The 24168-nt window shown below is 36.6% G+C and carries 17 protein-coding genes; 3 read left to right on the top strand and 14 right to left on the bottom strand.

All coding sequences use genetic code 11. The features are described 5' to 3' along the window. The 9 genes from L647_RS0122950 to L647_RS0122915 all read right to left on the bottom strand — a co-directional run. Nucleotides 1-1418, bottom strand: a 1418-nt coding sequence (locus tag L647_RS0122950) for a TonB-dependent receptor plug domain-containing protein (RefSeq protein ID WP_024613065.1), incomplete at its 3' end; no start/stop codon positions are given. Nucleotides 1419-1998: 580 nt separating this feature from the next. Next, on the bottom strand, nt 1999-3129 hold the full coding sequence (locus L647_RS0122945) for an SMP-30/gluconolactonase/LRE family protein (RefSeq protein WP_024594193.1): 1131 nt from the start codon (nt 3127-3129) through the stop codon (nt 1999-2001). 107 nt (nt 3130-3236) lie between these two features. Then, nucleotides 3237-5108, bottom strand: coding sequence for a CRTAC1 family protein (locus L647_RS0122940; protein ID WP_024613064.1), 1872 nt, complete (start codon nt 5106-5108; stop codon nt 3237-3239). Nucleotides 5109-5133: 25 nt separating this feature from the next. Beyond that, the gene (locus L647_RS01000000124865) at nt 5134-6321 is read right to left on the bottom strand and encodes a sulfatase-like hydrolase/transferase (protein WP_253948941.1); all 1188 of its coding nucleotides are present in this window, start codon (nt 6319-6321) and stop codon (nt 5134-5136) included. Then, complete coding sequence (locus tag L647_RS1000000126665) at nt 6321-6581, bottom strand: sulfatase-like hydrolase/transferase (protein WP_253948940.1); 261 nt, start codon at nt 6579-6581, stop codon at nt 6321-6323. The genes L647_RS01000000124865 and L647_RS1000000126665 overlap by 1 nt, the downstream gene beginning before the upstream one ends. Before the next feature lie 69 nt (nt 6582-6650). Next, the gene (locus L647_RS0122930) at nt 6651-8174 is read right to left on the bottom strand and encodes a sulfatase-like hydrolase/transferase (RefSeq protein WP_024594196.1); all 1524 of its coding nucleotides are present in this window, start codon (nt 8172-8174) and stop codon (nt 6651-6653) included. Between the two features lie 179 nt (nt 8175-8353). After that, on the bottom strand, nt 8354-9244 hold the full coding sequence (locus L647_RS0122925; protein ID WP_024594197.1) for a family 16 glycosylhydrolase: 891 nt from the start codon (nt 9242-9244) through the stop codon (nt 8354-8356). A 73-nt stretch (nt 9245-9317) separates the two neighbouring features. Continuing rightward, the gene (locus L647_RS0122920) at nt 9318-11744 is read right to left on the bottom strand and encodes a glycoside hydrolase family 42 (RefSeq protein WP_024594198.1); all 2427 of its coding nucleotides are present in this window, start codon (nt 11742-11744) and stop codon (nt 9318-9320) included. 817 nt (nt 11745-12561) lie between these two features. After that, complete coding sequence (locus L647_RS0122915) at nt 12562-12780, bottom strand: helix-turn-helix transcriptional regulator (protein WP_024594199.1); 219 nt, start codon at nt 12778-12780, stop codon at nt 12562-12564. Nucleotides 12781-12867: 87 nt separating this feature from the next. Between L647_RS0122915 and L647_RS0122910 the strand changes: the two genes are divergently transcribed. Genes L647_RS0122910 through L647_RS1000000125125 form a run of 3 tightly spaced genes read left to right on the top strand, consistent with a single transcriptional unit; the run spans nt 12868 to nt 15173 of the window. Then, a complete protein-coding gene (locus L647_RS0122910; protein WP_024594200.1) occupies nt 12868-13119 on the top strand; it encodes a hypothetical protein in 252 nt (83 codons plus the stop codon). Continuing rightward, nucleotides 13112-14323, top strand: coding sequence for a site-specific integrase (locus tag L647_RS0122905; RefSeq protein WP_024613063.1), 1212 nt, complete (start codon nt 13112-13114; stop codon nt 14321-14323). The genes L647_RS0122910 and L647_RS0122905 overlap by 8 nt, the downstream gene beginning before the upstream one ends. Next, a complete protein-coding gene (locus L647_RS1000000125125; protein WP_024594202.1) occupies nt 14316-15173 on the top strand; it encodes a TraI domain-containing protein in 858 nt (285 codons plus the stop codon). The genes L647_RS0122905 and L647_RS1000000125125 overlap by 8 nt, the downstream gene beginning before the upstream one ends. A 3110-nt stretch (nt 15174-18283) precedes the next feature. Here the strand turns inward: L647_RS1000000125125 and L647_RS0122890 are convergent. The 5 genes from L647_RS0122890 to L647_RS0122875 all read right to left on the bottom strand — a co-directional run. After that, nucleotides 18284-20758 (bottom strand): hypothetical protein, encoded by a 2475-nt coding sequence (locus tag L647_RS0122890; RefSeq protein ID WP_139015469.1) that lies wholly within the window; start codon nt 20756-20758, stop codon nt 18284-18286. A 59-nt stretch (nt 20759-20817) separates the two neighbouring features. After that, nucleotides 20818-21387 (bottom strand): hypothetical protein, encoded by a 570-nt coding sequence (locus tag L647_RS0122885; RefSeq protein ID WP_024594206.1) that lies wholly within the window; start codon nt 21385-21387, stop codon nt 20818-20820. 702 nt (nt 21388-22089) lie between these two features. Then, complete coding sequence (locus tag L647_RS1000000126660; RefSeq protein WP_253948939.1) at nt 22090-22311, bottom strand: F0F1 ATP synthase subunit gamma; 222 nt, start codon at nt 22309-22311, stop codon at nt 22090-22092. Further along, nucleotides 22244-22966: a F0F1 ATP synthase subunit gamma gene (locus L647_RS01000000124855; protein WP_253948938.1), complete on the bottom strand. Its 723-nt coding sequence runs from the start codon at nt 22964-22966 to the stop codon at nt 22244-22246. The genes L647_RS1000000126660 and L647_RS01000000124855 overlap by 68 nt, the downstream gene beginning before the upstream one ends. Beyond that, a partial coding sequence (locus L647_RS0122875) for a F0F1 ATP synthase subunit alpha (RefSeq protein ID WP_024613061.1) occupies nt 22963-24168 on the bottom strand: 1206 nt, incomplete at its 5' end. The genes L647_RS0122875 and L647_RS01000000124855, both read right to left, overlap by 4 nt.

Here is a 24168-nt window from a genome sequence, read left to right as displayed (position 1 = left end):
CGACCTGCCGTGCCCCATGTAGCTGTACTAATAGAGATGTAACGGTCTTTTTCATCATCGTCTGGTGTTTCATCTGTCGTTTTAGAAAAACCAGCTCTTACATTCATATTTAATGAATCGGTAACCTGATAATCAATATCGAGTGACGCTACATTAGTATCAATTTCTCTAAGTCCGTAGGAGCGAACAAAGTTACCACCTGTAGAGCGGCTACTTGATTGCTGCAAGGTATTGGTCGATAAATCAACCCCGTTTAGTGCTGTATTGTCGTCACCGGCATAAATTAAAGGTGTTACAGGTCCCATGTTTAAACGCAGTCGTTGACTGTCGGTTAACACATCTTGCTCTGTATGAGTTACATCTAGCTGAATATCGAGTGACTCTGTTGGTTGGTATTGAAAACCTGTAGACACTGACAAGCGATCTCGTTGGTCATTATTTAATGTAAAATCAATAACCTCACGCGCTAAAACAAATAAATCACCTTCATGTAATATTTGCGTTTCAGGGTCGTAATTATTAAGTGAACTCAGTGGATTTAATAATGCTTCTCCATTTTCACCAAAAAGCTTATTTCCATCAGCATCACATTGATTGCCAAGTACCCTGATTGCTTTGCCTGTAACAGTGTCATGTGCTGTACGGCCAGTTGCATCATCTAAATCAACAATAGGAATTGCGCCGTTAGCCCAATCGGTATTGATACGATCTTGTCGTGTTTTTTGGGTATCTTTAGAGGCGGTTATAATAAAGCCAAAGGTGTCGTCGAAGTATTTATCAGAAAAACTAAAATTAATGCGTGAGTCACTTTCATCAGAAAACTCGTTGTAGCGCCCTTCAACCGTAAAAGAACGACGTGGTTTGTTTAAATTTAGCGGTTTTACAGTTCTAAGCACAACACTTGCGCCGAGTGAGCCTTCATCGTTATCAGCAGAAGATGTTTTAATTACATCGATAGATGACAATATATCTGACGAAAAAGAGCTTAAATCAACACTGTTATCGTTAGTAGCACCCGCACTAGAGCCATCGGTACTTAGCCCGCCGGTAAGTGCTACACCATTCATTGATATTTGATTTAAAGAAGGTCCGGCACCACGAATTGATATACGAGTCCCTTCACCGCCTTCTTCTTGAATACTCACCCCTGTTACTCTAGATAGTGCATCAGCGATGTTTTGATCTGTTGATTTACCTACATCTTCAGCATGAATTGAGTCACTTACGTTGTCGGAAAAGCGCTTTGCGTTTACCGCTTTTCGTAAGCTACTTTTGATTCCTTGGACTTCAATTATTTCGATATCTTTTTGTAGTTTTATTTTCTCTTTTTCTTCATCTTCTTGTGCAAAAGCAGATGATGAAATAAGCGAAGCAATAATAGCTGCAGAGACTGCTGATAACCTAAAGTTATGCTGCATTGTGTGCTCTCCTGTTTATCGGCATCGTTTTTCTCAATGCCAGTGTGTGATGATGTTGTCTATTTTTATTGTTAGTTAAGCGCCACAGATAAAATGAATGAACGTCCTAGTATCCTAATTTCGTTTCAGAGCTTTGCTTAACTTGCGATCAAGTTAAACATATGATGTTTATATTTACAAGTTGTTTACTTTGGTTTTTACATTTTTGTTTCTTTTTCAAACGAAGCAATTTAAACCGCTGTTTTTAAACAATTTAAATTCATTAATATTTAAGTGAAAGTAACGTAGATATTTTTATTTTTTATACAAAACAAAAAAAGAGACCCAAAAGCCCCATTAATAAATAAAAAATGTTGTTGAAAATGATCAAAATTGAGTTGTTCAGAAAGAAATTTACGAGGGTTTATAATATTAATTTATGCTCATTAGAGTATTTACAGCTATCAAAAGCTGCCAATCAGCAGTTTTGAAAGTGGTAAACCAAATGTATTACCCATAAACCTAAAGCTCATACATACACGGCAATACACACGATTTTAATTTAAGAACCTAATTTAAGCGCTTAACTTAAATTAAAACCTTATTTATTATGTAACTTAATTTCACTTACCGTATAAGGTTTGCCATGCCCAGTATTGATAATGCCTGGGCCTGTAAGCAAGTCAAAATTCGACATAAGCAAAGAGCCTTTATAATAAATAATATCGGCGGGTTGGTCTAATTCACCATTTTCTGAATTGTTATCGGGGTACGATGCAATAACGGTTACATTTTGGTTTGTATCAATTTTTATAACTTGATTAGTTAAAAAACCTGCAGCGTATAAATTACCTTGAGGGTCTATAGTTAAGCCATCAGGTCCACTTCCTTTTGGAAGTGTTGCATAGGTACTTTGGCCAAGCAGGTTGTTGTTTGTATCAAACGTTAATTTATAAATTAAGTCGTCACCTAGGTTGGTTACAAACAAGTTACCCTGTGAGTCAAACACTAAGCCATCAAGTCCAAATTTACGTTGCTTATTAATTGTTTTAGCCAAAAACAATAAATGCGGATCATCTGTACTGTTAGTCACTAATATATTGGTATCTGTAGCTTTAAAACGATATATCCCGCTGAGAGTCTCGGTCTTATTTTTACTTGGCACACGCAGTTGAGTTACGTAAATATAGCCATTTTGATAGCGCACACCATTTGGCGAACTCATGCCTTTTGCTACTATTTGAGTATTGATGACTTTGTTATTTTTTAAGGTGAGTTTAAGTAATCTAGCTTTGCCAGCACCTTGGTTATCGGCTATAAATAACGAGCCATCGGGGGCATAGGCAAGGCCCATAGGACGGCCCTTCCCTTTATTATTTGGCCCCGACAACTGGGCTATTTTAGTAAACGTTTTATCATTATTAATATTAACCAGCACACCCGCTTGTAGCCCTTTATTGGCATAGTTAACACACGATAAAGTAAGCTCTCCTGAAGGAGAGACAGCAAAAGCGTCTGGGGTTGGGCAATAATCAGGGAGTGATGCAAATAAACTCGCACTCTCAAGCAGTGTATTAGACGTTTTAACAGACGCTAAAGATGCACTTTCTCCCCCTTTATTTATATTTTTATTATTGCTTTGAGCCGTGTGGGTACTGCAACCAAACACAGTAAATAAGCACACTAAACCCGCTAATTTATTTTTAAGATGAGTGATGTTATTTTTATTCATTATTGCTCTCTTTTACTCTTAATTTTTTGCGAAAAAAAAGCAAGGCTTGTTACCAAACCTTGCTTTTTACCTCTCATAGTTAACTTTGTCGTAATCAAACGTTGTAATTAAAAATTGATTACTTGATCTGTCCCAACCTTAGATTTACTGATTACTTCGCCATTGCTGTAACGCACACTTACGTTATCTATTTCGTTGCACTGGCCTAAACCAAAATGAACCACATTATCAAATGATTGTGTATAAGGTGCAGCATCAGGCGACACGCGCCTTGTAAGGGTTTTACCACAGCCTTTAAGTGTCGCTATAGCGCCAATTGGGCTTGCATTATGCTTAAGTGAATTACTTATACGCAGTAATGCATAGTGATTACTGTTATTGGCTTGATTACTAAATAAGTGCCACTGACCTCTGTCGTTATTCATAATAATATCGACCTGGCCGTCTAAGTTGTAATCAAATACATTTGCGCCTGAGCCAATGGTACCTAAGGTGTTTGTTATTAATCCCGAATGAGTCGCTTGGCTAAATGTGTTATCGCCATTATTTAAATACAATATTTGCGATGTAGGCGTTACCAAGTTGCCTTGTTTAACAACAAACAAATCTTGGTAGCCGTTGTTGTTAAAATCTCCCACACTTACGCCGGTCGTATTTAAATTTGTTTTAATGCCAGCTTTAGCACTCACATCTACAAATTTTCCACTTTCATTTTTAAGTAACAAATCTGATGGAGCTATTGGTTTTCTATTTACCGTATAATGTTTAACACCGGTTACAACACCCGTTGTAGGTGAAAAAGTATTACCCGCCATACGCCATTTATCATTGCCTATATAACCAACATACAAACCTTTATTAGGTTGGATATCGGCCCAGCCTAGGCCATTACTGCTAACAATATTGACGTTTTGACCACTGTGCCTTTCACCTTCAAATTTATATTTATAAGTGCCTTCGCCTACAAATACATCTTGGTTTGGATAAGGTGACTGGTAGTTAACTAAATTAAGCGTATCGCCAATAAGTAAGTCATCATATTTAAATGGTCCACGCTTGGTGTAAAAACCAAATGTGTGGCTTTTAGCATCAAAAAACGTATCGCCTGCTTGTAATGGGTTAGCACGACTTATATATAAATCAAAGTCACCATCATTATCAAAATCGATTTCGCTAACACCCGTCGCATCCATTATTTTATTAGGTAAAACATTGGCGGTTACGTCACTAAAGGTAAAGTCACCATTGCCTTTTAAAACACGTAAAGCACCGTCGCCGTAAATCACTAAATCGTCAATTTTATCGTTATTAAAGTCGGTAATAAGGACTTTTTGACCATCTCGATTAGTTTTTGGTAAATCAGCTGCGTGGGTTATATTGCCGCTACCATCGTTTTTATAAATAAAATTACTGGTTTGTTTACCGCTATTAGCCTGCGGGAATCCCATTAGTAATAAATCTAAATGACCGTTGTTATTGGCATCAAAAAACTTACTAGTGCGCCCACGCAACGTTGGCAGTTTGGGTGAAAACTCACCGCCTTCAACAATTTCTCTTTTGTTAAAGTGAAATAACTTAGCATTACGCGCGTTATCGCCAGAGCCACCACCACGTGAAAGCAAAATATCCATTTTGCCATCTTTGTCGTAATCGCCTACGCCAATACCGTGCATATCACCCACAATAAGGTCGCGCCCTTTGTCGTAAACGCCTTTATTGTTCCAATACAAACGAATGGTATAACCATGATCGGTAAGTAATAAATCTGGGTAACCGTCGTGGTCTAAATCGCTTATTAATGCGTTATCCCATTTACGGCGATTTTTGTTTTCTAATTTAATTGCTTGGTGCTGCTCAGTAAATAATGTTTTACCCGGTGTTAGCTGAGCACCCGCTAGGGCACTCGCTTGTTGACAACCTAGTAAGCTTGCGCCCATGCATAACAAAGAAACATGCCATACAATTGTTTTTACTTTCATAAAGTCTCCATGAATTTGATAAAACTTACTTAGTTGTTTTAAACGTTTTATCGAATCGTGGCATGGCATCTAATCGCCAGTTCGCACCTTCAGTCGTTTCGTGAAACCATTTTGGCTGTTGGTTATCCCAGCTCCATTTTTCCATTTCGCGAACCATGTCGGTTAACAGTGCTTTGTTAGATTTACTTACATCGTGTTTTTCAGAAATATCGTTTTCGATATTAAATAACTGCCATGGTTGCTGGTTAACTTTTAATGCTTTCCATTGGTTCATACGAATTGCAGCATCGCTGTAACCCTTACGATGGCGAAGTGCATAAATAGGCTCATCTTTATGTGGGTTTTCATTTTTAATAAATGCAGGCCACATATTTGTACCATCTAAATGTTGGTTTTCTTCAACTTTAGCGCCCGCTAAAGCTGCAAATGTTGGGTATAAGTCAAGTGCCGATACAGGATGCGAAAAACGCTTGCCCGCAGGTACATGTTTAGGCCAATGAAACAACATAGGAACTCTAAAACCGCCTTCTTGTGTACTGCCCTTACCTGCTTTAAGTGGGAAGTTATTAGCGCCTTTACTTAATTTGCCACCGTTATCGCTCATAAATACGATAAGCGTATTATCATACTGATTATTTTTTTTCAGGGTTTCTACTAGTTTACCCACGCCGCGGTCAACTGCGTAAACCATACCTGCATATGTTTTACGGTCTTTATTTTTTATATCAGGAAACATCGCCATATCTTCATCTTTAGCTTGCAATGGCACATGCGGTGCGTTGTAAGCTAAATATAAAAAGAATGGATTTTTTTTGTCCGCTGCTTTGCCTACAAAATTAACGGCTTCGCGCGAAAGTGCATCAGTAATGTACTGCGTTTCTTTTACTTCTTTGCCGTTGTGCTCAAGCGGAGTAATGTACTCAAAAATATTTTTTAAGCCTTGTGCCTTTTGCTTTTTATACTGAAGTTGATATTGGTCAGGAAAATAATTATGCCCACCGCCTAAAAATCCATAGTATTCATCAAAACCACGTTTATTTGGATGATACTGCGGCGCATCGCCCATATGCCATTTACCTAATGCACCGGTAAAATAGTTATTTTCGTTTAGTAATTTACTAATAAACTTAGCGTCAGTAGGCACGCCTACGTTTGAGCCGCGTGTCGGTAAATTAAATTGTGAGCCAATCTTATGAGGATAACGACCTGTCATTAATGCCGCTCGGCTTGGGCCACAAAACGGGNCGGGTGCGCTACGTAAGCGTCTGAAAAGGAAGTACCCGATTTAGCAAGATCATCAATATTTGGGGTAATAATATCCTTAGAGCCATTAAAACCAACATCTGCATAACCTAGGTCATCTGCAACAATAAGAATAATATTGGGTTTTTGTTCACTTGCGTGTATGCCCGCAGAGCCAATTAATAAGGCAAGCGATGATAAAGCGCTCAATAATTTTGTGTGTGTTTTCATAGTGCCAATCTCAATTTTGATAATAAAAAATAGCAGGCCAATTAAGGCCCACCAAAGGGCATTACTCGGCTATAAAAAAGCTTTCATGTGGTGATTAAATTTAGTTAATGATGGGTCTTCAATACGCTTAAGCTCTCCTGCCATTTTATGCACTAAATCAGTAAGCTGTTTTTTGTATTTAGGATTATCTATTTGGTTTGTGATTTCGTACGGATCATTTTTTAAGTCGTATAATTCATCGCGGCTGTCGCCTGGATTCCATACAAATTTCATTTCAGGGGTACGTATAGCTCTAATACCAAACCATCCGCCGTTGTACCATTCGTAGGCATATAACGAAATATCATCTTTACCAGCATCGGCACTATCGCCTTGTTTCATCAATGGTAAAAGTGAACGCCCATCTTCGTCGCCATCAAGGGGTAGTGTCATCCACTGGCGAAGTGTTGGTGCTATGTCTAGCATAGACACTTGGCGGTTAATTATTTTAGGCTCAAGGCTAGGGTCACGAATAATAAGTGGCATACGCATTAATTCGTCGTAGGCATATGGGCCTTTGTCATAAAGGTTATGCTCGCCTAGCATACTACCTTGGTCGCCTACTAAAATAATGTGTAGGTCGTCGTATAAACCTTCTTCTTTGGCGGTGTTAATAAGCTCGCCAACTGCGTGATCAATCATGGCAATGGCACCATAGTAAAAACTATGCGCTTTGCGCCAATCGGTTTCAGTCATGTGGCTTACATCGTGCCAAGGCCACCAAATATCATCTTGTGCCATTGGTTTATGTTTACGTTCTATACCAAAGTTTTTAGGAAGTTTTATGTCTTTGTAGTCGTACATGCTGGCGTAAGGTTCTGGTACGCGGTACGGCGGATGAGGTTGCTCAAAACTAACAATACCAAAAAATGGTTTGTCTGATTTGGCCGCATTTTGCAGCATTAATTTGCCTTCGTTTACTTCTTTAGCTGTTACTGTATCTGCGTATGTACCCGGAAGTGTTTTGTAGTAATCGTGCTTTTCGCCGTTTTTATCGCGCTCACCTGCATTCATACGGGCAACATTTTTTTGTGTACCATAAGGCGTAAAAGGACGGCCATTACGCTCTTCATCTTTATCGTGCCCCCACATAAAGTTTGCACCGCGCAGTGCTGGGCCTTGTGCACCTAAGTGCCATTTACCTACATAACTTACGTCGTAACCTACGCTTGTTGCACGTTTAATTACGCTGCCTTCACTAAGTGATAACTCCGAAAGGCGAGAATGATAAAGCCCCACGTTATCGTCAAGCCCCGTTTTATGTCCCCAGCGTCCAGTAAACATAGCCGCGCGCGAAGGAGAGCATAAGCCAGTAGATGTCATCGCTTGATCAAAACGTGTACCTTCGTTTGCTAATGCGTCAATATTTGGCGTTGAAACTGGGCCATTACGATAAGAAAACGTATCAAAGCGCATATCATCAAACAGTAAAATCAGCACATTTGGCTTTTTGGCTTCAGAGTTTTTCAGCTCTGCATCTTTTGCATATAAATTGGGAGCAAATAATGTGCAGCACCCTAACAGCATCACCATTTTTATTTTAAATAAGTTCATGTGTGTGTCCTTTTAAACAACTAAAAATTGCTACGTCAGTGTTTTAGCAATCTGCCTGTACTTTATTATAAAAGCATAAAATTGATTTCAATAATATAAACATATGATGTTTATATTGGCAACAAGTAAATTTTAATTTGGCTAATATTTACACTTTATTAGAATGGGCTTTAGGGTTTTTATTGCTTTAACCACGTTCTCACGTAATCAATTTCCATTGATGTTGGAAAACCTTGTGCAGACTGATTATCTGAAGGATAAAATTGATTACATTTCCATTGTGTATGCGGTGCGCGTAAGCCCTGCGATAATGTTAAGTTCATATCGCGGTGCCAGTACAAATTCTTTTTATAGCCAACCTGAACGTTATCTACATACCATGTAATGTCGTCTTTGGTTATATTAACCCCATAAGTATGAAAGTCTTCACTGGGATCAAATGGTAAGTGATAGCCATTATGGTTTGTTTCTGGCGAGCTACCAGGTCGCATCCACTTGGGTGCGCCATCTTTTATAACAATATTATGTAGGTCGTGGTCCGACTCCTGAAGCGTCTGTTTTTGAGTTAACTCAACTACATCTATTTCACTATATTGCACATCGCCTTCATTCGTTAAAGTACGATCTATTTTGCTGTACATCCAAAATGCAGGTGATACTCCCGGAAATTTATCCGCACCCTTTATACGTGCCTCATAATATCCGTAACTCCCTGTTGCCCTAGACTTAGCAACTCCCGAAGTGTAAAACAATCTATAATTAGGCACTTTTGTTTTATTACAGCCATCCCAAAACGTTCTTAAATGCGTTTCTCGTTTAGTGGTTAGTTTTAATATGCCTTCAGAAACACTGGCATTTTCATCTTTCCAAGACCAAACACCGTAGTTTTCTGTTTGAAAATTCCATTTTTCAGCATCTTTAATATCAAACTCATCTGAGCGTTCAGTTTGTAAAACCCAATTTTCGCCTGGTTGCGCAATATGAGGCATCGGCTGAGCATTAACCCCTGCACTACCAAGGATTAAGCTCAACGATATTGCTATTAGTTTAACCTTATTATTTGTTTTCATTTACTATCCACAACTTAATGTATCGTGTTAATTGAAAAGCGAGCACATAGGTATGTACCCGCTAAAAAACTATTTATTGAGCTGTAACTTCAACAAGCAAGACACCCTCAGAAGGAATATCAAAGCTGGTATTCATTTTATTGCTCGTCATTAAGTTTTTAACATGAATAGATTTACCATTTTTAAGCGACAGATCAACGGTTGCTGTTGTGTGGCCTAAATTTAAAATATTAACCAGGTAACTACCATTGTCTTGCTTAACAGTACGCCATGTTGTGGTTTTAAATGACTCACCATTATCTACTTTTACAACAACATCAGGCGTACTACCCGAAACCTCTGCAAGTGCAGTTTGTTTAATAGCTTCAACATCGGCCCCTTTTGGCATAACAATAAGCTTACCTTTACTGGCAACTAACTTAGCCTTACGCGGATGCCCGTACTCGTCTAAAGACAAGCTTTGCGCTGAGTCTAAAATAACGGTACCACCTTTGTTTAAATACCCTTGAAGCGCTTTAAATTCTTCATCTGTAACAAAGTTATTGCGATAAACCAGTATTGCATCCCAATTGTTATTGTCTTGCTTTTCGATTACATCTTTAGTTGCAAAACCAAGCGGGAAACCTTCAAAAAATAAATTTTCGTAAAGTGTGTAGCCCTTTGTCATATAGTCGTTTGTATTAATTGCTGTTGTTTCAGAGTAAAACAAACGAAGTGGGCGACGCTGCTCTCTAAGCTCAACAATTTCCTCAGAAAAACTATTAAGATCAAACATTACTTGGGTAACTTCGTTAGTTACATGTGGCTGCATATTGTTAGAACCCGCAAATGCACCGCCAAGACCTGGGTCAAAAAAGTCCAGATCGCCTTCTAAACGATCCTCTGGTGAACCATCTGGATCACGCGCCCAAAACCAGCCCATATTGGCATCCATACCAAGTAAAGTTGCAAGCCAATAAACACTACGTACATAGCTTGTACGTGTGTCTAAATCTCGCCACTGACCTGATGATAAAAAATGAGACTCTGAATTTACATTAATTTTATTCGGCGCAACTGATTCCATAAAGTCATGAAACATAGTAACTATGCCCCAGTTATATGCGTACTTTTCAATCCACTTAGATGACTTACCTGGGCGAATATTTTCGCTACCAAACGACTTAGCATCGTGCCCTACCATGGTTGTTAACTCAGCTAATGCTTCGGTATCAATACCGCCAGAGCGTGAATCGTCCATAAACATGCGCGGCATAATTTTTATATGGGTATCAGCGTCTTCATTTACAGAATGCAGTTCGTTTTGAACGTAAGTAAACCAGTCAGTGCTTCTGTCCATATTATAACGCGTCCAGTCGTACCACTTAGGCTCGCCTTTAATCGCAGGATCAATCGGTATCTCAATAGCTACATCTGCAAACTGGCTAAAATGCGTTCCCCAGTTTTCATTTAGCTCGTTAATATCACCTTGGTATTTTTTATCTAACCAACTTCTAAACTTATTTAGTGTGTATGAAGAGATGCTGGTCATTTCTTCATATTTTTGTGTCCAGTGGCCTTTTTCGGCGTACCAATGCGGCTCGTTAGCTAATACAAACCCAACTTCAGTAACTTTTTTGCCTTTAGTAAGCTCACCCGTTTTACGAATTATTTTACCCCAAAGATCTCGCGCTAATGGGTTATCAATATCGAATCCTGTAAATAACGAACGGCCTTTTCTAACTTCTGGCTCTTGCTCTTCAACCCACTTTGGAATACCCATTAACCAGTAAACTAAAAAACCAATGTTGGTATCAGGGATACGCGTCAGCTCTTTCATTAACTCTTCGTCAAAAGTGCCATCTTCACGCACTAAAAATGAATTAATGGCACGGTCGTGATCTACCGGGTATAAATCTTCACCGCCATGATAGAGCGCGCCTAAATGATCGTTATAAATATCTTTATTTGTAAGTGGCTGACCAACACTCTTTGAAAAGTAATCATACAAAAAGATAGGCTTGCCATTACTCACAAACATATTATCTTCTGCTTTTGTATTTTGCCAATCAACCTTGTTCACTGGGCGACGTTTAATATCACCTGCGAGCTCTTTACCAAGCTCTTCAATGCCTTTCTCTAAAATTTGAATTACTTTTTCGCGCTCAAAGTTTGGTAACTCTTTTGCTAGCTTTTCTTTATCAGCGGCATAATGGCGCTCGTACCCAAATAATTTGACGACTGCGTCATAATTATTTTCATCCCAATTGGCAAACTTTAAAAATTGTTCTGAAAACCAAATAATACTCTGTTCACGTGTTACATCAATCTGCTTACTTTGCGCTTGTTGCATCATTTTTTTGAGTTTTGCCATTTTTAGAATCGCAACTTGTTCGTAGTTATCTTGCGTTGCGCTTTGTGTTTCATTGTTATCAACTTTAACTACGCTTTCTTGTTGTGAGCATGCTGTTGTAAGCAAAAACAAGGGGGCTAGTGTGAAGCCTAAAAGATGTTGTCTCATATTTTTCTCCCGTTGAGGTCGTTATCTGTTAACAGGTTTTTACACTGTTGTTATTATGTGCAACAGATAATATACATCATATGTTTGTATTTGTAAGCTGTTTGAATGTTTTTGTAATTAAATTTAGATCAACCTTACATATTGAAGACTTAGGAGTAGTGTAACTTGAATGTTTTACCTCTACTTGAGTCGCTTACTAACAAAGCAGCTAGAGTATTAAAACACTTGACTACTAAATCAATTTAGGCTGATGCTAAAAAAGTAACTCTCGAAACGACACCTGATTAAAACATATGTGTATTTTAGCTAGGAGTAATAAGAATGGATAAATCACTGAGTAATGAAAATGCTCAATTAAGGCAAGGTTATCGCTCTGTTTAGAAATATTTTAAAAAAATTAAATAACTGAATAAACATTAGCAGCCAAATCTAAAACTTATAAAACTGAAATAGACAAGTTCTTAGTAAATAACTCTCTTTTTACAAAAGCTGACGTTGCCAATCTTCTCGAAATTAAAAGTGCGGACAGACTTGTTGTTGATCAACTGATATTTTTTGTCACTAACATTTATCCTAACGCTGAGGTAGCCTACCCTCGATTTCAACTTAACTTTATTGATAAAAATTAAGTCAATAAATCTTGAGCTATCAAAGTAGGTAAATCACTCTATGAAAACAGGGATCTCCCTTTTTGGTTTAAAAGTTATAATCACACTTTAGAATGTAGTGATATTGAGGCAATGAACAAGCCTGATATTTATCAAGATATTCTATCTGGTGTATAGACTGATATAGCAACGAACTTATTTTGATCCAATTATTTTTTATACGTGATTATCTCTTCTATTTTGCAGTCGAAGTAAGCACATAATGCATCCAAAGTACGCGTAGTTGTTGAGTAATTATTGTTATTAGCCATTTTTGACATCGCGGCTTTATTTACTCCTGCGGCATTTGCAACTTCATCTAACGTAATTTTACGTCCCTCTTTCAATGACTTAGCTGCGATTAATTCCTTTAAGTTATAAACAATCATTTTAATACAACCAATTATTTAAAAAGTTTCTTTACAGGATACTTTCTGTATGATTTAATCACTTTAGTTTCTTGTGAGGATACTTTTATGATTAAAAATGAATTTACTTTGCTTTCTGCTAAAGAACTTTCAAGCTTTATTAAGTTCAGTCCAGATTACATTAACCGTAAGTTGAAAGACAATGTTTTTTTTGAGGGTGAGCATTACATTAGACCTTTTGGATCAAGAAAAATACTTTACCTTTTAGAAAGTGTAATGGAAGAAATGTACAACACCACGTATAAAGCTGAGCGCGAATTTGTCATTCCTCTCGCAAGTGGAGGTGTATGTTATGGCTAGTGTAAGAAGCCGAAACGATAAGTTGTTTTTTGATTTTTATTATCAAAATATACGATGTCGTGAGCAGACCTTACTCAAGGATACAAAAGCTAATCGTATCAAACTTGAGAAAGTTCTAGAAAATATTGAAATTCAAATTATGCTCGATCGTTTTGTTTACCGAGATATGTTTCCGAATAGTAACCGCTGCAAGGCTTTTAAACTGTTTGATGACCAGATAGAAGCTATAAAAGCTAATGAAACGAATAAAGCTGATGTTATTTTACAGAATGTACCTAACTTCGAGGCATTTGCTTATGAGTGGCTAGAAGAAAGTAAAATTCATTGGAAAATTAGTCATTTTAAAAATGTGTCTATGATCTTTGAGCGTTATTTAATTCCTGAATTTGGCAAGTTTAATCTTGATGAAATAAGCCGTGCTCATATTATTAAATATCGCGCGGGCATATTAGAGCCTAAGCGTAGTAGTAAAAAACAATTGAGTAATGATTGGATCAATCATGTTATGACACCTCTTAGAGGCATACTTAAAGAAGCGTCATTACGTTATGATTTTCAAACTCCTTTTAACAATATAAAACCACTAAAAGTAGTTAAAACCAAGATAGAACCTTTTTCACTCAAGGAAGTTCAGCAATTTCTTAAGTATGTAAGAAGTGATTTTCGTAATTATTATACCGTTCGCTTTTTTACTGCGATACGAACAGCAGAGATTGATGGCCTCAAGTGGGAATACGTTAACTTTGATCGAAATGAAATTACTATTCATGAAACCTTAGTTGATGGCAATGTTGAGACACCTAAAACAGCCACATCATATAGAAATATCCAGCTATCTAGAGTTGTTGTTGATGCATTAAAAACACAATTCAAAATAACTGGTAAGAACACTTATGTTTTTTGTAATAAAAAAGGTAACCCTCTTGACCATCGAAATATAACTAAAAGGGTGTGGTATCCAACGCTAGAAGAGCTCTCTTTAAAGAGGAGACGCCCTTATCAAACAAGACATACATGCGCAACCTTATGGCTTTCTGCTGGTGAAAACCCTGAATGGATAGCTAAACAAATGGGTCACAGCACCACTAAAATGCTATTTGAAGTTTACAGCCGTTATGTTCCAAACAATACTCGACAAGATGGTAGTTCTTTTGACCGCCTACTTCTAAATGCCAACATTGAAGAAGAGGCTACTTATGAATAACTATATCTATGGTTGGTTAAAAAATTTACATATTAATGGTACTTTGCCAACAGCCAATTGTGAGCTATTGATAAGTAAGCAAATAATTTACGCTATTACATCTGCTGATATTGCTAGAAAATGCCAAATAGTGTCTGGCTTAGCTCAATTTCAGTTAACTCACGATATAATGGGTAATCATGTTGTTTGTGATATAGAGCCTATACTTTCTCAATGTAACGAACAGCAGTACCTTAATTTAACTTCGATGATAAATAATACAAATGAGCATTTAATAGCACGATTTTTTAAGCTACTTAGCTTCGTCACATGCAGTGAGTTGCAGCCTTTTATTGATTTTATTTTAACTAAACAAAGCATTTTACAAAAATTCATACAAGCACCGGCTAGCCTAAACCACCATCATTCTTATACTCATGGATTATTTGAGCACAGTATAGAGGTAGCTGAAATTGCATTTAATAATGCTAAACACTTAAATCATTCCAGTATTGAATGCCAAGCTGCATTAGTAGCTGGCTTATTTCACGATATTGGTAAAATATTTGTCATGCTACATCAAGCCAACGATCGCTACATACCAGGACCACACGAAGGTTATAACTTTGCTATCTTAGCTGAACCTTTAGCGAAGCTAGGCAGTCGTAATAGGCAATTGCTGGAGTTATTAAGCAGTTTATTAGCAGCCAAGCCATCTGGCTATCAAGCGAGATATGCAATTGAGCATATTGTGCAACAAGCTGACCGATGCTCTTCTGAATCAGCTTTTATACATGCTAAATTTCAAGAACTTCCTGATTATTACCATTTTTGTAAAGTTGGCGATAAAGTTCTTAAAAGAATGAGTTAACGTTTTAAAATACCTAAACTTAATTTGAAGCTATTAAGGGGCTTCGCCGGCCCTATAACTTATAATAAGCAGCAAATGAAGAAAGCTCATTAAGCTATGGTGGCGCCTCGACTTTTTATATGTACCTTTACTACCCTTTACTGTAATTAATAATCCAACTTCTAAAAAGCCATTGCCATTATGTTTACCTAGAAACCTGCCCTCCTCAATTGAGGCGCTTTCGATGTGACTATCGCTTAATCCAAATGACGAAACTAATTCTTCCCAGTAAGACCTCGCTTGAATAACATTTTGATTTTGTAAATCTACTTGATGAAAACGAAATTTGAAGTGGCTCGACTTTAATTTAAATTTTATACATAAATTTAAAAAGTTGCGTATTACTTGCTCATCAGGACAACGAAGAGCGAAATTCTTCCCTGCAGCACCATATTTCAATATTTGTAGGGCATCAAATGCTTCACTAAGCGTTACATTTTTCTGACTTAATAAAGTATCAAATTTCTGACATAAATAATAAAATGCTTTTTGTGAAGAAACTCTTTTTAAGTCATCTTTAGTATTATCTAAACTTGGGAAGTTAGGAATTAAGGGCAGCTTTTTACCTTTCCTGGGATATTCCCTGCTTACACTCAGAGCATTATCATGTAATTTTTGAACTTGCTCCACAGGGAGTGAGTAACTCGATGCTGTATCGTGTATTGAGTTTAGTTCTAGCGATTTAAGAGCATTTGCATAATCTAACATTCTTATTTGCCCATCAACTTCAAACTTTTGTTTAAAACCTTTAAACGATGGTGTGATTAAATCACTAACCTTACCTGCATATTGGATCGAATAGTCTTGCTCTTGTTTTTTACTATAAAATTCAATTCTTTCAATTAAACTTTCACCTGGCATAAACTCCTTAAAATTAGATCTCCCTATACATTCAGATAAAAAATACTTAGATACTGTATATGTCTGATTCATTTGAGCGCAATGCTGTATGTCCTTTAAGTGTAAATAGCTATTTAGTGTCGACACTGTGACTTTATGACCAAGTAAATGAGACAAAAAAAACATTTTTGAGCGAGTATTGTCTTTAACTTTTAATCTTTTGTTAAAGTGAGTAATAAAACTTTGATCAAATAAGCCATTTTCAAATATAGATAAATACTGCCTTCCCGTTAATACCAAGTTTGAATTTAATCTGTACCAAGTCCAATTAGCAAAGCTATGTCTTAGGTGATGAATTCTTAGAGTATGATCCTTAGTATAGTAATGCAGTAATTGCGTTAATAGCTCGTATGCTTTATTTACGCTAACAGAGCAGTTAAATAACAATGAATTTGATGGCTTATTTTCAGTGTTTTTTTGAACGTCATAAAAGCTTCTTAGCTTGGCTAAATGCTCTTTTGGCCATAACGCATCTAGGGGTAGTTCTCTTCTAGCTGAAGGTGTTTTTAAACCCCTTATTTTATTTGGTCTGATTGATAGTAGAACCCAATCATATTCACCTTTATTTGGCTTTATAGGTGAAACCTGAATATCACCAAAGTACAGCTTAGCGGCTTCATTNAAGCCACTATAAAAACAAAAACACATTAATAAATATGCATATAACTCAACCGGACTGTTATTGAGGCTGTCACTTAAATATTCAAGAATTGCGCTTACATGACTAGCTGAAACTAAATTAGCATCAACTTTACTTTGGACAGGAGCTATATCAAGATCGTCAATACACAAGTCTTTGACAATTTCAGACTCTATTAAAAACACAGAGAAATAATATAAATACTTTTTACGTTGGGCAGAATTAAAATATTCACTCGTATCATTTAACTTTATTGCCCAATCTGACGCTGATATTACTGCTAGATCAGTTCGAGTAAAAACATTTAAAAAAGGTTCACTGATACTTTTCACATAATCAATTACTGTGTCTACTTTTAACTTCTTTTTAGTTACCCCTCCCTCTTTCAAAAGATAATAAAGCCAACCACACAAAATATTGAAATAAACACTATTTTTATCATTTTTCAATTCTTGTTCAACAAATTTAATGCACTGTGCCCTTGAAGCTCTTTGGCCATTCAGTTCCCTCAAGTTTTTATAGGTATACTCTAACTTGGCTTTTATTAATTTAGGCTCAATATAATCAAAGCTGTCACTATCAAATGACAATAGCTTATTAAGCTCATTAAATTTCTTAGGTTGTTTTGCTATTTCGTCTGCAACTAATGCCTTATTACTTATTAACCTTAAAAAAGCTGTTTGAGGTAGCTCGGTACAGGTACTAGACCGTAAATACATCTGATAGTCGATAGGGCTGAGGTTGATTATAGTATCTATTTTTCTAAGTGTTCGTAATTTTAAAAGTGACAAGCTTTGCCAGTTTTTACCACTAGCTTCTGTTAAAAACGTTATTATAAATTCACTTAATCTATTTTTATTTACTCGTATTTTCTCAGACGGCTTAATGAAGTTTTTATGATGTAATAATAAAAGGACAACAGCATCACATAGTACGTATCGTCGTTCCTCTTTTTCGCTTTTCCCATACCAAAATACTTGACCACCTAAATACATTAAAGCATCCGGGGCATTTATGATTGTAATAAGCTCGTCAAACTGAACACCTGTTGTCATATATAAAAATAAAACTAACCGACCATAACTAGCTTCTTTTGATAAATTAGCAGTTGGTGTTTGTAGCTCTTTACTTAATATTGACTTAATTTGTAGTGCTATCGGTAGTTTTATTAATTCTACTGGTGATAACATAGGTTTATCGCGCTTTAGTACGACGATTTGAGGGACTTTTGAAGATTCAATACCATGATGCTTTAATCCATAATTTAATATAGCATCAATAAGCATGAGCTGAAGGTGTTTAATCGTTAAGTCTTCTTTTAACCGTGACTTTAAAATGTTCATTTCACTAGAAAGAACATTCTCATCGGATTTTTTAAAATACCTAAGCATTAGCATGCATAGCTTTTTATATTCGTTTAAAAAATCATCATCGCTAAATCTAATTCCAAAATCATTATCAGAGCCGTTTCTATAAGCATTTACAATCTGTTGAAAACATTGATGGAACTTACCTTGCTTCTTCAGTTCATTTAAATAAGATCGGACTTTAGAGTTTGCCACCCTACCCCCTTAAATAACTTATCTAGGATAGGTAATAATTCATTTACAGAATCTATGTAATTTAGTGTCGAATAATCAGCTAAAGGAACCTCACCAGACTGCCAATGGCCCATTTGAAAGTTTATTAGCTCTGAATTGACGTTGTTATAAAGCAAATTACTTTTAAGCCAATGCCTTCCTGCATTTGCAGGTATTTTATGTTCCTTAGGTAACCTGAGAACTAACTCTGTAGGAGAAATACCTTTAGTAACAATTCCTGCTCTTTGTCTTTGAAATATGAATAAAGGTCCATGATTTATACGTGAATTTCTAATTAGCTTAAACCACTGACAAGATTCTTTGTAATCGAGATTTAAGCTTTTAGAGGCGGCATTTAAAAAGTCATCTATTGACTGGCATAACTTGGGCTTTAATACTCTTATTAACCCTCTCAAACAACTAAGGTGCTCTTGATAAGCTGTGATTTGCGCATTTAAAATAGACGGTAAACAAACTAATCTAGAATGCGTAAAATCACTATCATCTTTATCACTTATCCCCATGAGGTTTAGCGTTGGAAAATACAGGGAAAAAGTTGGTAACGGGTTCCAAACAGCCCGATAACCCGTTCCAAACATTAACATCCATGCCGTATAGACTGTAAACGCGTTATGGTATTTTAAGATTGCATCAAGTTTTTTTAAAGAGTTTAACTTAGTGTTTTTAACTTCTAATGCCAAAGCTGCTATGAGGCTCTTAACTGTCATATTCTCTGGTGTAAATTTAGAACCAAGCATACGATTACGCTTATCAAAACACACTAATTCAAAAAGTTTTATAGGGGATTTTTCTTTACAATAATCATAGTAATCAGACTCAACTTCTTGCCAAAACTCAAATAGCCTTTCACACCGCGTAACATCATCAATATTGCTATAGCTTCGAGATACTCGAGTAGAGTACATTTTTACATCGTAACTAAAGTCTATATAAATAGGGTCTATCACACCTGTTGCATTAATATAATTCCCAATAAAATTACTAATGCTATTGATACTTAGTCTTCCGCTATAAGCTCTATCTGATAACTTTTTTAATTTTTTGGCTAAACTGCTTTCAAGTGCTGCAAAATTGTCTACGTTAATAAGTAAGCCTTCTTTTCTGCCCTTCAAGTATTTAATTATTAAATCTGTCAAAAATGTAGGACAGGCAGTAAATACACCATTCGCTGTTTTAATAAGACCAACTTTTTTAATCGTTGGTTTAGCGGTTTGAGTTATAGGGAAATACCACCAGCCTCGACCATTTTCATCTAGAAACAAACCTCGTGTTTTGTCATCTATTTTATTAAATATCTGTAAGCTTTCTATCTCATGTAACGTCTTACCCAATAAAAACATCAGCCATCCCAATATCGCAAGCTCAATATTTTTATCGGAACGGCCATACTTATTTAATGTATCAAATAATAAGCCCAGTTCTGGCGCCTTTAATAATCGCGTATCTTGGTAAGCAATATTATGAGCTCGGTGCACATTGCGAGTTATATCTATTTGTTTTTTCTTCTTAGAGGCGGGACTAAAAATCATTTCAATGCTTTGATGATCGGTTTTATCTCTTTCAGTATTGCTTTCATTGTTATCAATTACAAAAGGCATCTGAACCTCAGAATCTTCAGGGTTAAGTCCCTCTGTATCTGATAAAAAGTTTAAAGATGGTATTAAAACTGACAAATTATCAACAGCCCCAGTAATAGGTAAAGTATTAGGTTTTTTATACCATTTAGCGATGGAGCCTCTGTAACGGCCTCCTCGTTTATACAGCCGAGCTGGTTGCCAGTCATTCTTATAAAAATGAATTAAAGTATTTAAATAACCTCTATCCGTTACATTATTAGTATATATATCATTATTAATAATTGACTCTAACTTACTCGCGATTGACGAAGCTGAATCAAGGTAGTTTGTTAATATTTTATCTTTATAAGGTACGAAGGCTATATTGGACTTTTTCATTAATAAGCGAAACTTATTACAAACCTCAGCTTCTCTTGTTGATGAGCTTGTAGCTAATTCAGGATCGATGAGTGTATGTATTTTTTTAAAATAATTACCAATAAAATTAGCAAGAAGATTTAATGATTTTGAATCTTGCTTATACTCATATGATTTAATAAGTAATACATAGAATGGTATCTCATTGCACCAACCATTTTTATATGTGCTGCGATTAAAACTCTCTCTTGAGCTTGCATCTAGCTCAACTCCATACTCATTAAAGGCATAATAAATATACTCAGGAAGACATAGTTCACTTTTAGTAAATTCCCATAGCTTCCATGACGCATCATTCATCCTTTTTAATAATAAAAAAACTTGTGATAAACCACTCAAATCTTCAGGAGCACTTATGCGAGAAGTAAAATCATCAAAGTCAGATTTTATATCCTCGATACTGATTTCCAAGTTTACCCCTTTGCAATACAACTCAATATGCTCAAGAAGCTTAACTTTTAGCATACCCGTCATAATTTAATCACTTTTGTACTAATTTTAAGCCATTTACATAATTCTGTTTTTGTTTTAATAGCTGGAAATAAGGTACGCCATTCTGTTGAATCAATTACTGGTTGTTCACCTTTGAATAAGCCAATAAGTAACTCTGAGATTAAAGGGCCGGATGCATTAAAGTACTGCTTAAAAAGTAGTCGAACAATATCATTAAGAAAAATTAAACGTCTAAGATCGGGTGTCGGACGATTAGGAAGGATCAAACATGGGACAAGTTGATTTGACTGATATTGAAGTCGACAAACTTTATGAAATGTAAATAAGCCAGAGACTAGTTTTAACTTTTCGTTATCAGTTTTATATCCAATTATCGGGGCTTGATAAGCATCAAGTTTCCAAGTAGTAATTGTATCAAAGCTGTCGTTTGAACTTGGTTTTAAAAACGAAAATAAATTTATATTACTGATTAAATTATCTATGGTTTTTTCAAGGGTAATATTTTCTGCGACAATATACTCAAATGTAGACCTGTCTAATAATTCATCGATCTTTTTTAATTTGCCTTCAACATTCTCATCAATCATATTCAGCACCAGAACAATAAGTAGTCATTTTTGACATTTTCATAATGTGCCTAAATAGTGCCCAGATCAAGCTTTAAATGTTCGTAAAACACTCAAAAACAGATTTTAATATTAACTAAATTTTATCTAAGTTATTGTAATAATATGCAATTAATTATATTTACTGGAGATTATTATTTATAGAAGTAGTTAAAATAACGTCTTGACATGGTAGGGGTCGGTGGTTCGAATCCACTCAGTCGTACCAATTCAAAGTAATAAAAAACCAAAAGAAAAAGCACTACCCACTCTTGATCACCCTGTCCAAGTGCCAGCAGTTCGAATCCACTCGTCGTACCAATTCAAAGTAATAAAAATCAAAAGAAAAAGCACTCTCTACTCTTGAACACTCAACTTCAACAGTTAATCATTAATTAACGATCGCTTACAACCAGGTTATAGCTTTATTTCTTGTAAATTATCCTTGTGAGTTTTGTTGACATTTCATGATTAAAATTCATTCAATTTACGGGGGGGTAATCGTGCGCGATTTGTAACCTATTGGGCTCGGTAACGGCTCCTGCGTTACTCTAATGGCTTACATTTTTGTAAGAATAAGTAAAAATCGAGTTACAAAGAGTCAATAACCGCACTGTATAGGCGATGTTTTGATTAAAAAACAACACATACAGCTGCAAATTCAACCTCTAAGATCAACAGTCTCTAGTCTATTTTATTTAGTAATTCATAACCTGCAAGTAAATCACTCAACTCCTCGTCAATGGTACTTTGACGCAGAGTATTAAACTCACTCGAAAGCTTATCAAGTAGCTCTTCAATATTTTTTTCAGCGCGTTGCATTGCGCTAAGACGACTGCTATTTTCGCTGACCAACGACTCGGCACATGCACGATAAAGAGAAATAAAAATATACTCGCGGATCAATGCTCTTATTGTTGTAGAGTACTTCTGGCAAAGCTTTAGTTGGCCATAAAATATTTTTAAAATTATCTCGCCATTGCTCGTCAAGTGGGAGTAATCGCTGAGACACACATTCATAAAGCGCGCCTTGTTTAGGTTGATTATAAAACACCAATACACGGCAACCAGGATTAAGAACTAAGCTTGATTCACTGTCTATTTGAATTTGCCTAACTAAGGTATCTATATCGTGAACACTCACTGGCACTGTGTATACTTTTACTAAATTAAAGCCGGCATCGGTAAGTCGAGATGCAGCACGTGCGCCTACCACCCAAATTAGAGGTGGCTGGGTCTCGTTACTTAGCGCTTTAATTGTAAAGTCGGTAATACTTTCATTAAATTGCCCTACCAACCCTTGATCTGAGCCGAATATGATCACACCCGCTCTGCTTTCATTTAAATTTTTGGGTTGTGGTGAAAATTGAAATGACATGTCATCACGCAAACTCGCACTTAATCCTAACTCAACTGCCCGGTAGTAATCGGTCAATGAGCTAATCGATTTTTCATATTGCCCAATACTCGAGGCAGCAAGTGCCTTCATCGTTTTTACCACGCCTTGTAAATCACTTGCACTGGCTATTTTATGGCGTAAATTAGCGGCACTATTGCTCATGTTGTTATTGCCTTCTTTTCAGGCTCAAAATCAACAAGTGCGCGCTTAGCCAACTCAACAATTGTTTGTCGATCGTCATCACTTAAGCTTTTAGCGGTATCAAATCTATCACATAAAGTATCGTCTAACTGCGCAACTGCTTTTTTAAGAATATTTTTTGCGTCGTTTATTTTTAGCAGTTCAATCGAATCTAAAAAGCCATTACTGAGTGCGAGTAATAGCATAATTTGCTCAGGCACTGGCATAGGTGATGATTCAGATTGATGTAAGCTCGCTCGAATACGCCGTCCATGTTCAATTATACGCCGTGTATCATCATCAAGTCGGGCACCAAAACGAGCAAAGGTTTCTAGCTCTTCAAATTGAGCATATGCAAGCTTTAAATCGCCAGCAACTGCACGAAACGCAGCACGCTGTGCTTTACCGCCCACACGAGAAACCGACTTACCAACGTCAACGGCTGGTAATACACCTAGAGCAAATAATGAGGGTGATAAATAAATTTGTCCGTCGGTAATCGAAATTAAATTAGTTGGAATATAGGCTGAAATATTTTGAGCTTCGGTCTCTATAATGGGGAGTGCGGTCAAGGAACCACCGCCACGTTCTTTATTTAAATGGGTCGCACGCTCTAGTAATCGTGAATGAATATAAAAAATATCCCCAGGAAATGCTTCTCGTCCGGGTGGTCGTCGTAACAACAAAGACAACTCGCGGTAAGCTCTTGCGTGCTTAGTTAAATCGTCATATACAATAAGTACATCACGTCCTTGCTCCATAAAATATTCTGCAATACTGGTTGCAGCGTAAGGCGCTATATACTGTAAGCCCGGTGGTTCATTACCCTCTGTTGCAACAACAACCGTATAAGCCATTGCATTTTGCGCGCGTAATATTGCTATTGATTTAGCAACTGTTGATGCCCGCTGGCCAATAGCGCAATAAATACAAATTACATTTTGTTCTCGCTGATTTAAAATCGTGTCTATGGCTATAGCTGTTTTACCTGTTTGCCTGTCACCTAAAATAAGCTCTCGTTGTCCTCGCCCTATTGGAATCATCGCATCGATTACAATAAGTCCGGTTTGCAAAGGCGTAGTAACAGGAGAGCGGTCCATAATTGGTGCAGCTGGACGCTCTATTGGTAAACGCTGCTCGGTTTGTATAACGCTTCCACCGTCTAGTGCCTCGCCAAGTGGGTT

Source organism: Pseudoalteromonas sp. TB64 (assembly GCF_000498095.1).
Classification (GTDB): Bacteria; Pseudomonadota; Gammaproteobacteria; order Enterobacterales; family Alteromonadaceae; genus Pseudoalteromonas.
Note: the sequence above shows the minus strand (reverse complement) of the source record. Positions and strands in the feature narration are given on the sequence as shown.

Bases quoted from the DNA above. Each gene is read 5' to 3' on its own strand.
- L647_RS0122945 (WP_024594193.1), bottom strand. From the start codon at position 3,129: ATGAATAAAAATAACATCACTCATCTTAAAAATAAATTAGCGGGTTTA.
- L647_RS0122940 (WP_024613064.1), bottom strand. From the start codon at position 5,108: ATGAAAGTAAAAACAATTGTATGGCATGTTTCTTTGTTATGCATGGGC.
- L647_RS01000000124865 (WP_253948941.1), bottom strand. From the start codon at position 6,321: ATGACAGGTCGTTATCCTCATAAGATTGGCTCACAATTTAATTTACCG.
- L647_RS0122930 (WP_024594196.1), bottom strand. From the start codon at position 8,174: ATGAACTTATTTAAAATAAAAATGGTGATGCTGTTAGGGTGCTGCACA.
- L647_RS0122925 (WP_024594197.1), bottom strand. From the start codon at position 9,244: ATGAAAACAAATAATAAGGTTAAACTAATAGCAATATCGTTGAGCTTA.
- L647_RS0122920 (WP_024594198.1), bottom strand. From the start codon at position 11,744: ATGAGACAACATCTTTTAGGCTTCACACTAGCCCCCTTGTTTTTGCTT.
- L647_RS0122915 (WP_024594199.1), bottom strand. From the start codon at position 12,780: ATGATTGTTTATAACTTAAAGGAATTAATCGCAGCTAAGTCATTGAAA.
- L647_RS0122910 (WP_024594200.1), top strand. From the start codon at position 12,868: ATGATTAAAAATGAATTTACTTTGCTTTCTGCTAAAGAACTTTCAAGC.
- L647_RS0122905 (WP_024613063.1), top strand. From the start codon at position 13,112: ATGGCTAGTGTAAGAAGCCGAAACGATAAGTTGTTTTTTGATTTTTAT.
- L647_RS1000000125125 (WP_024594202.1), top strand. From the start codon at position 14,316: ATGAATAACTATATCTATGGTTGGTTAAAAAATTTACATATTAATGGT.
- L647_RS0122885 (WP_024594206.1), bottom strand. From the start codon at position 21,387: ATGATTGATGAGAATGTTGAAGGCAAATTAAAAAAGATCGATGAATTA.
- L647_RS01000000124855 (WP_253948938.1), bottom strand. From the start codon at position 22,966: ATGAGCAATAGTGCCGCTAATTTACGCCATAAAATAGCCAGTGCAAGT.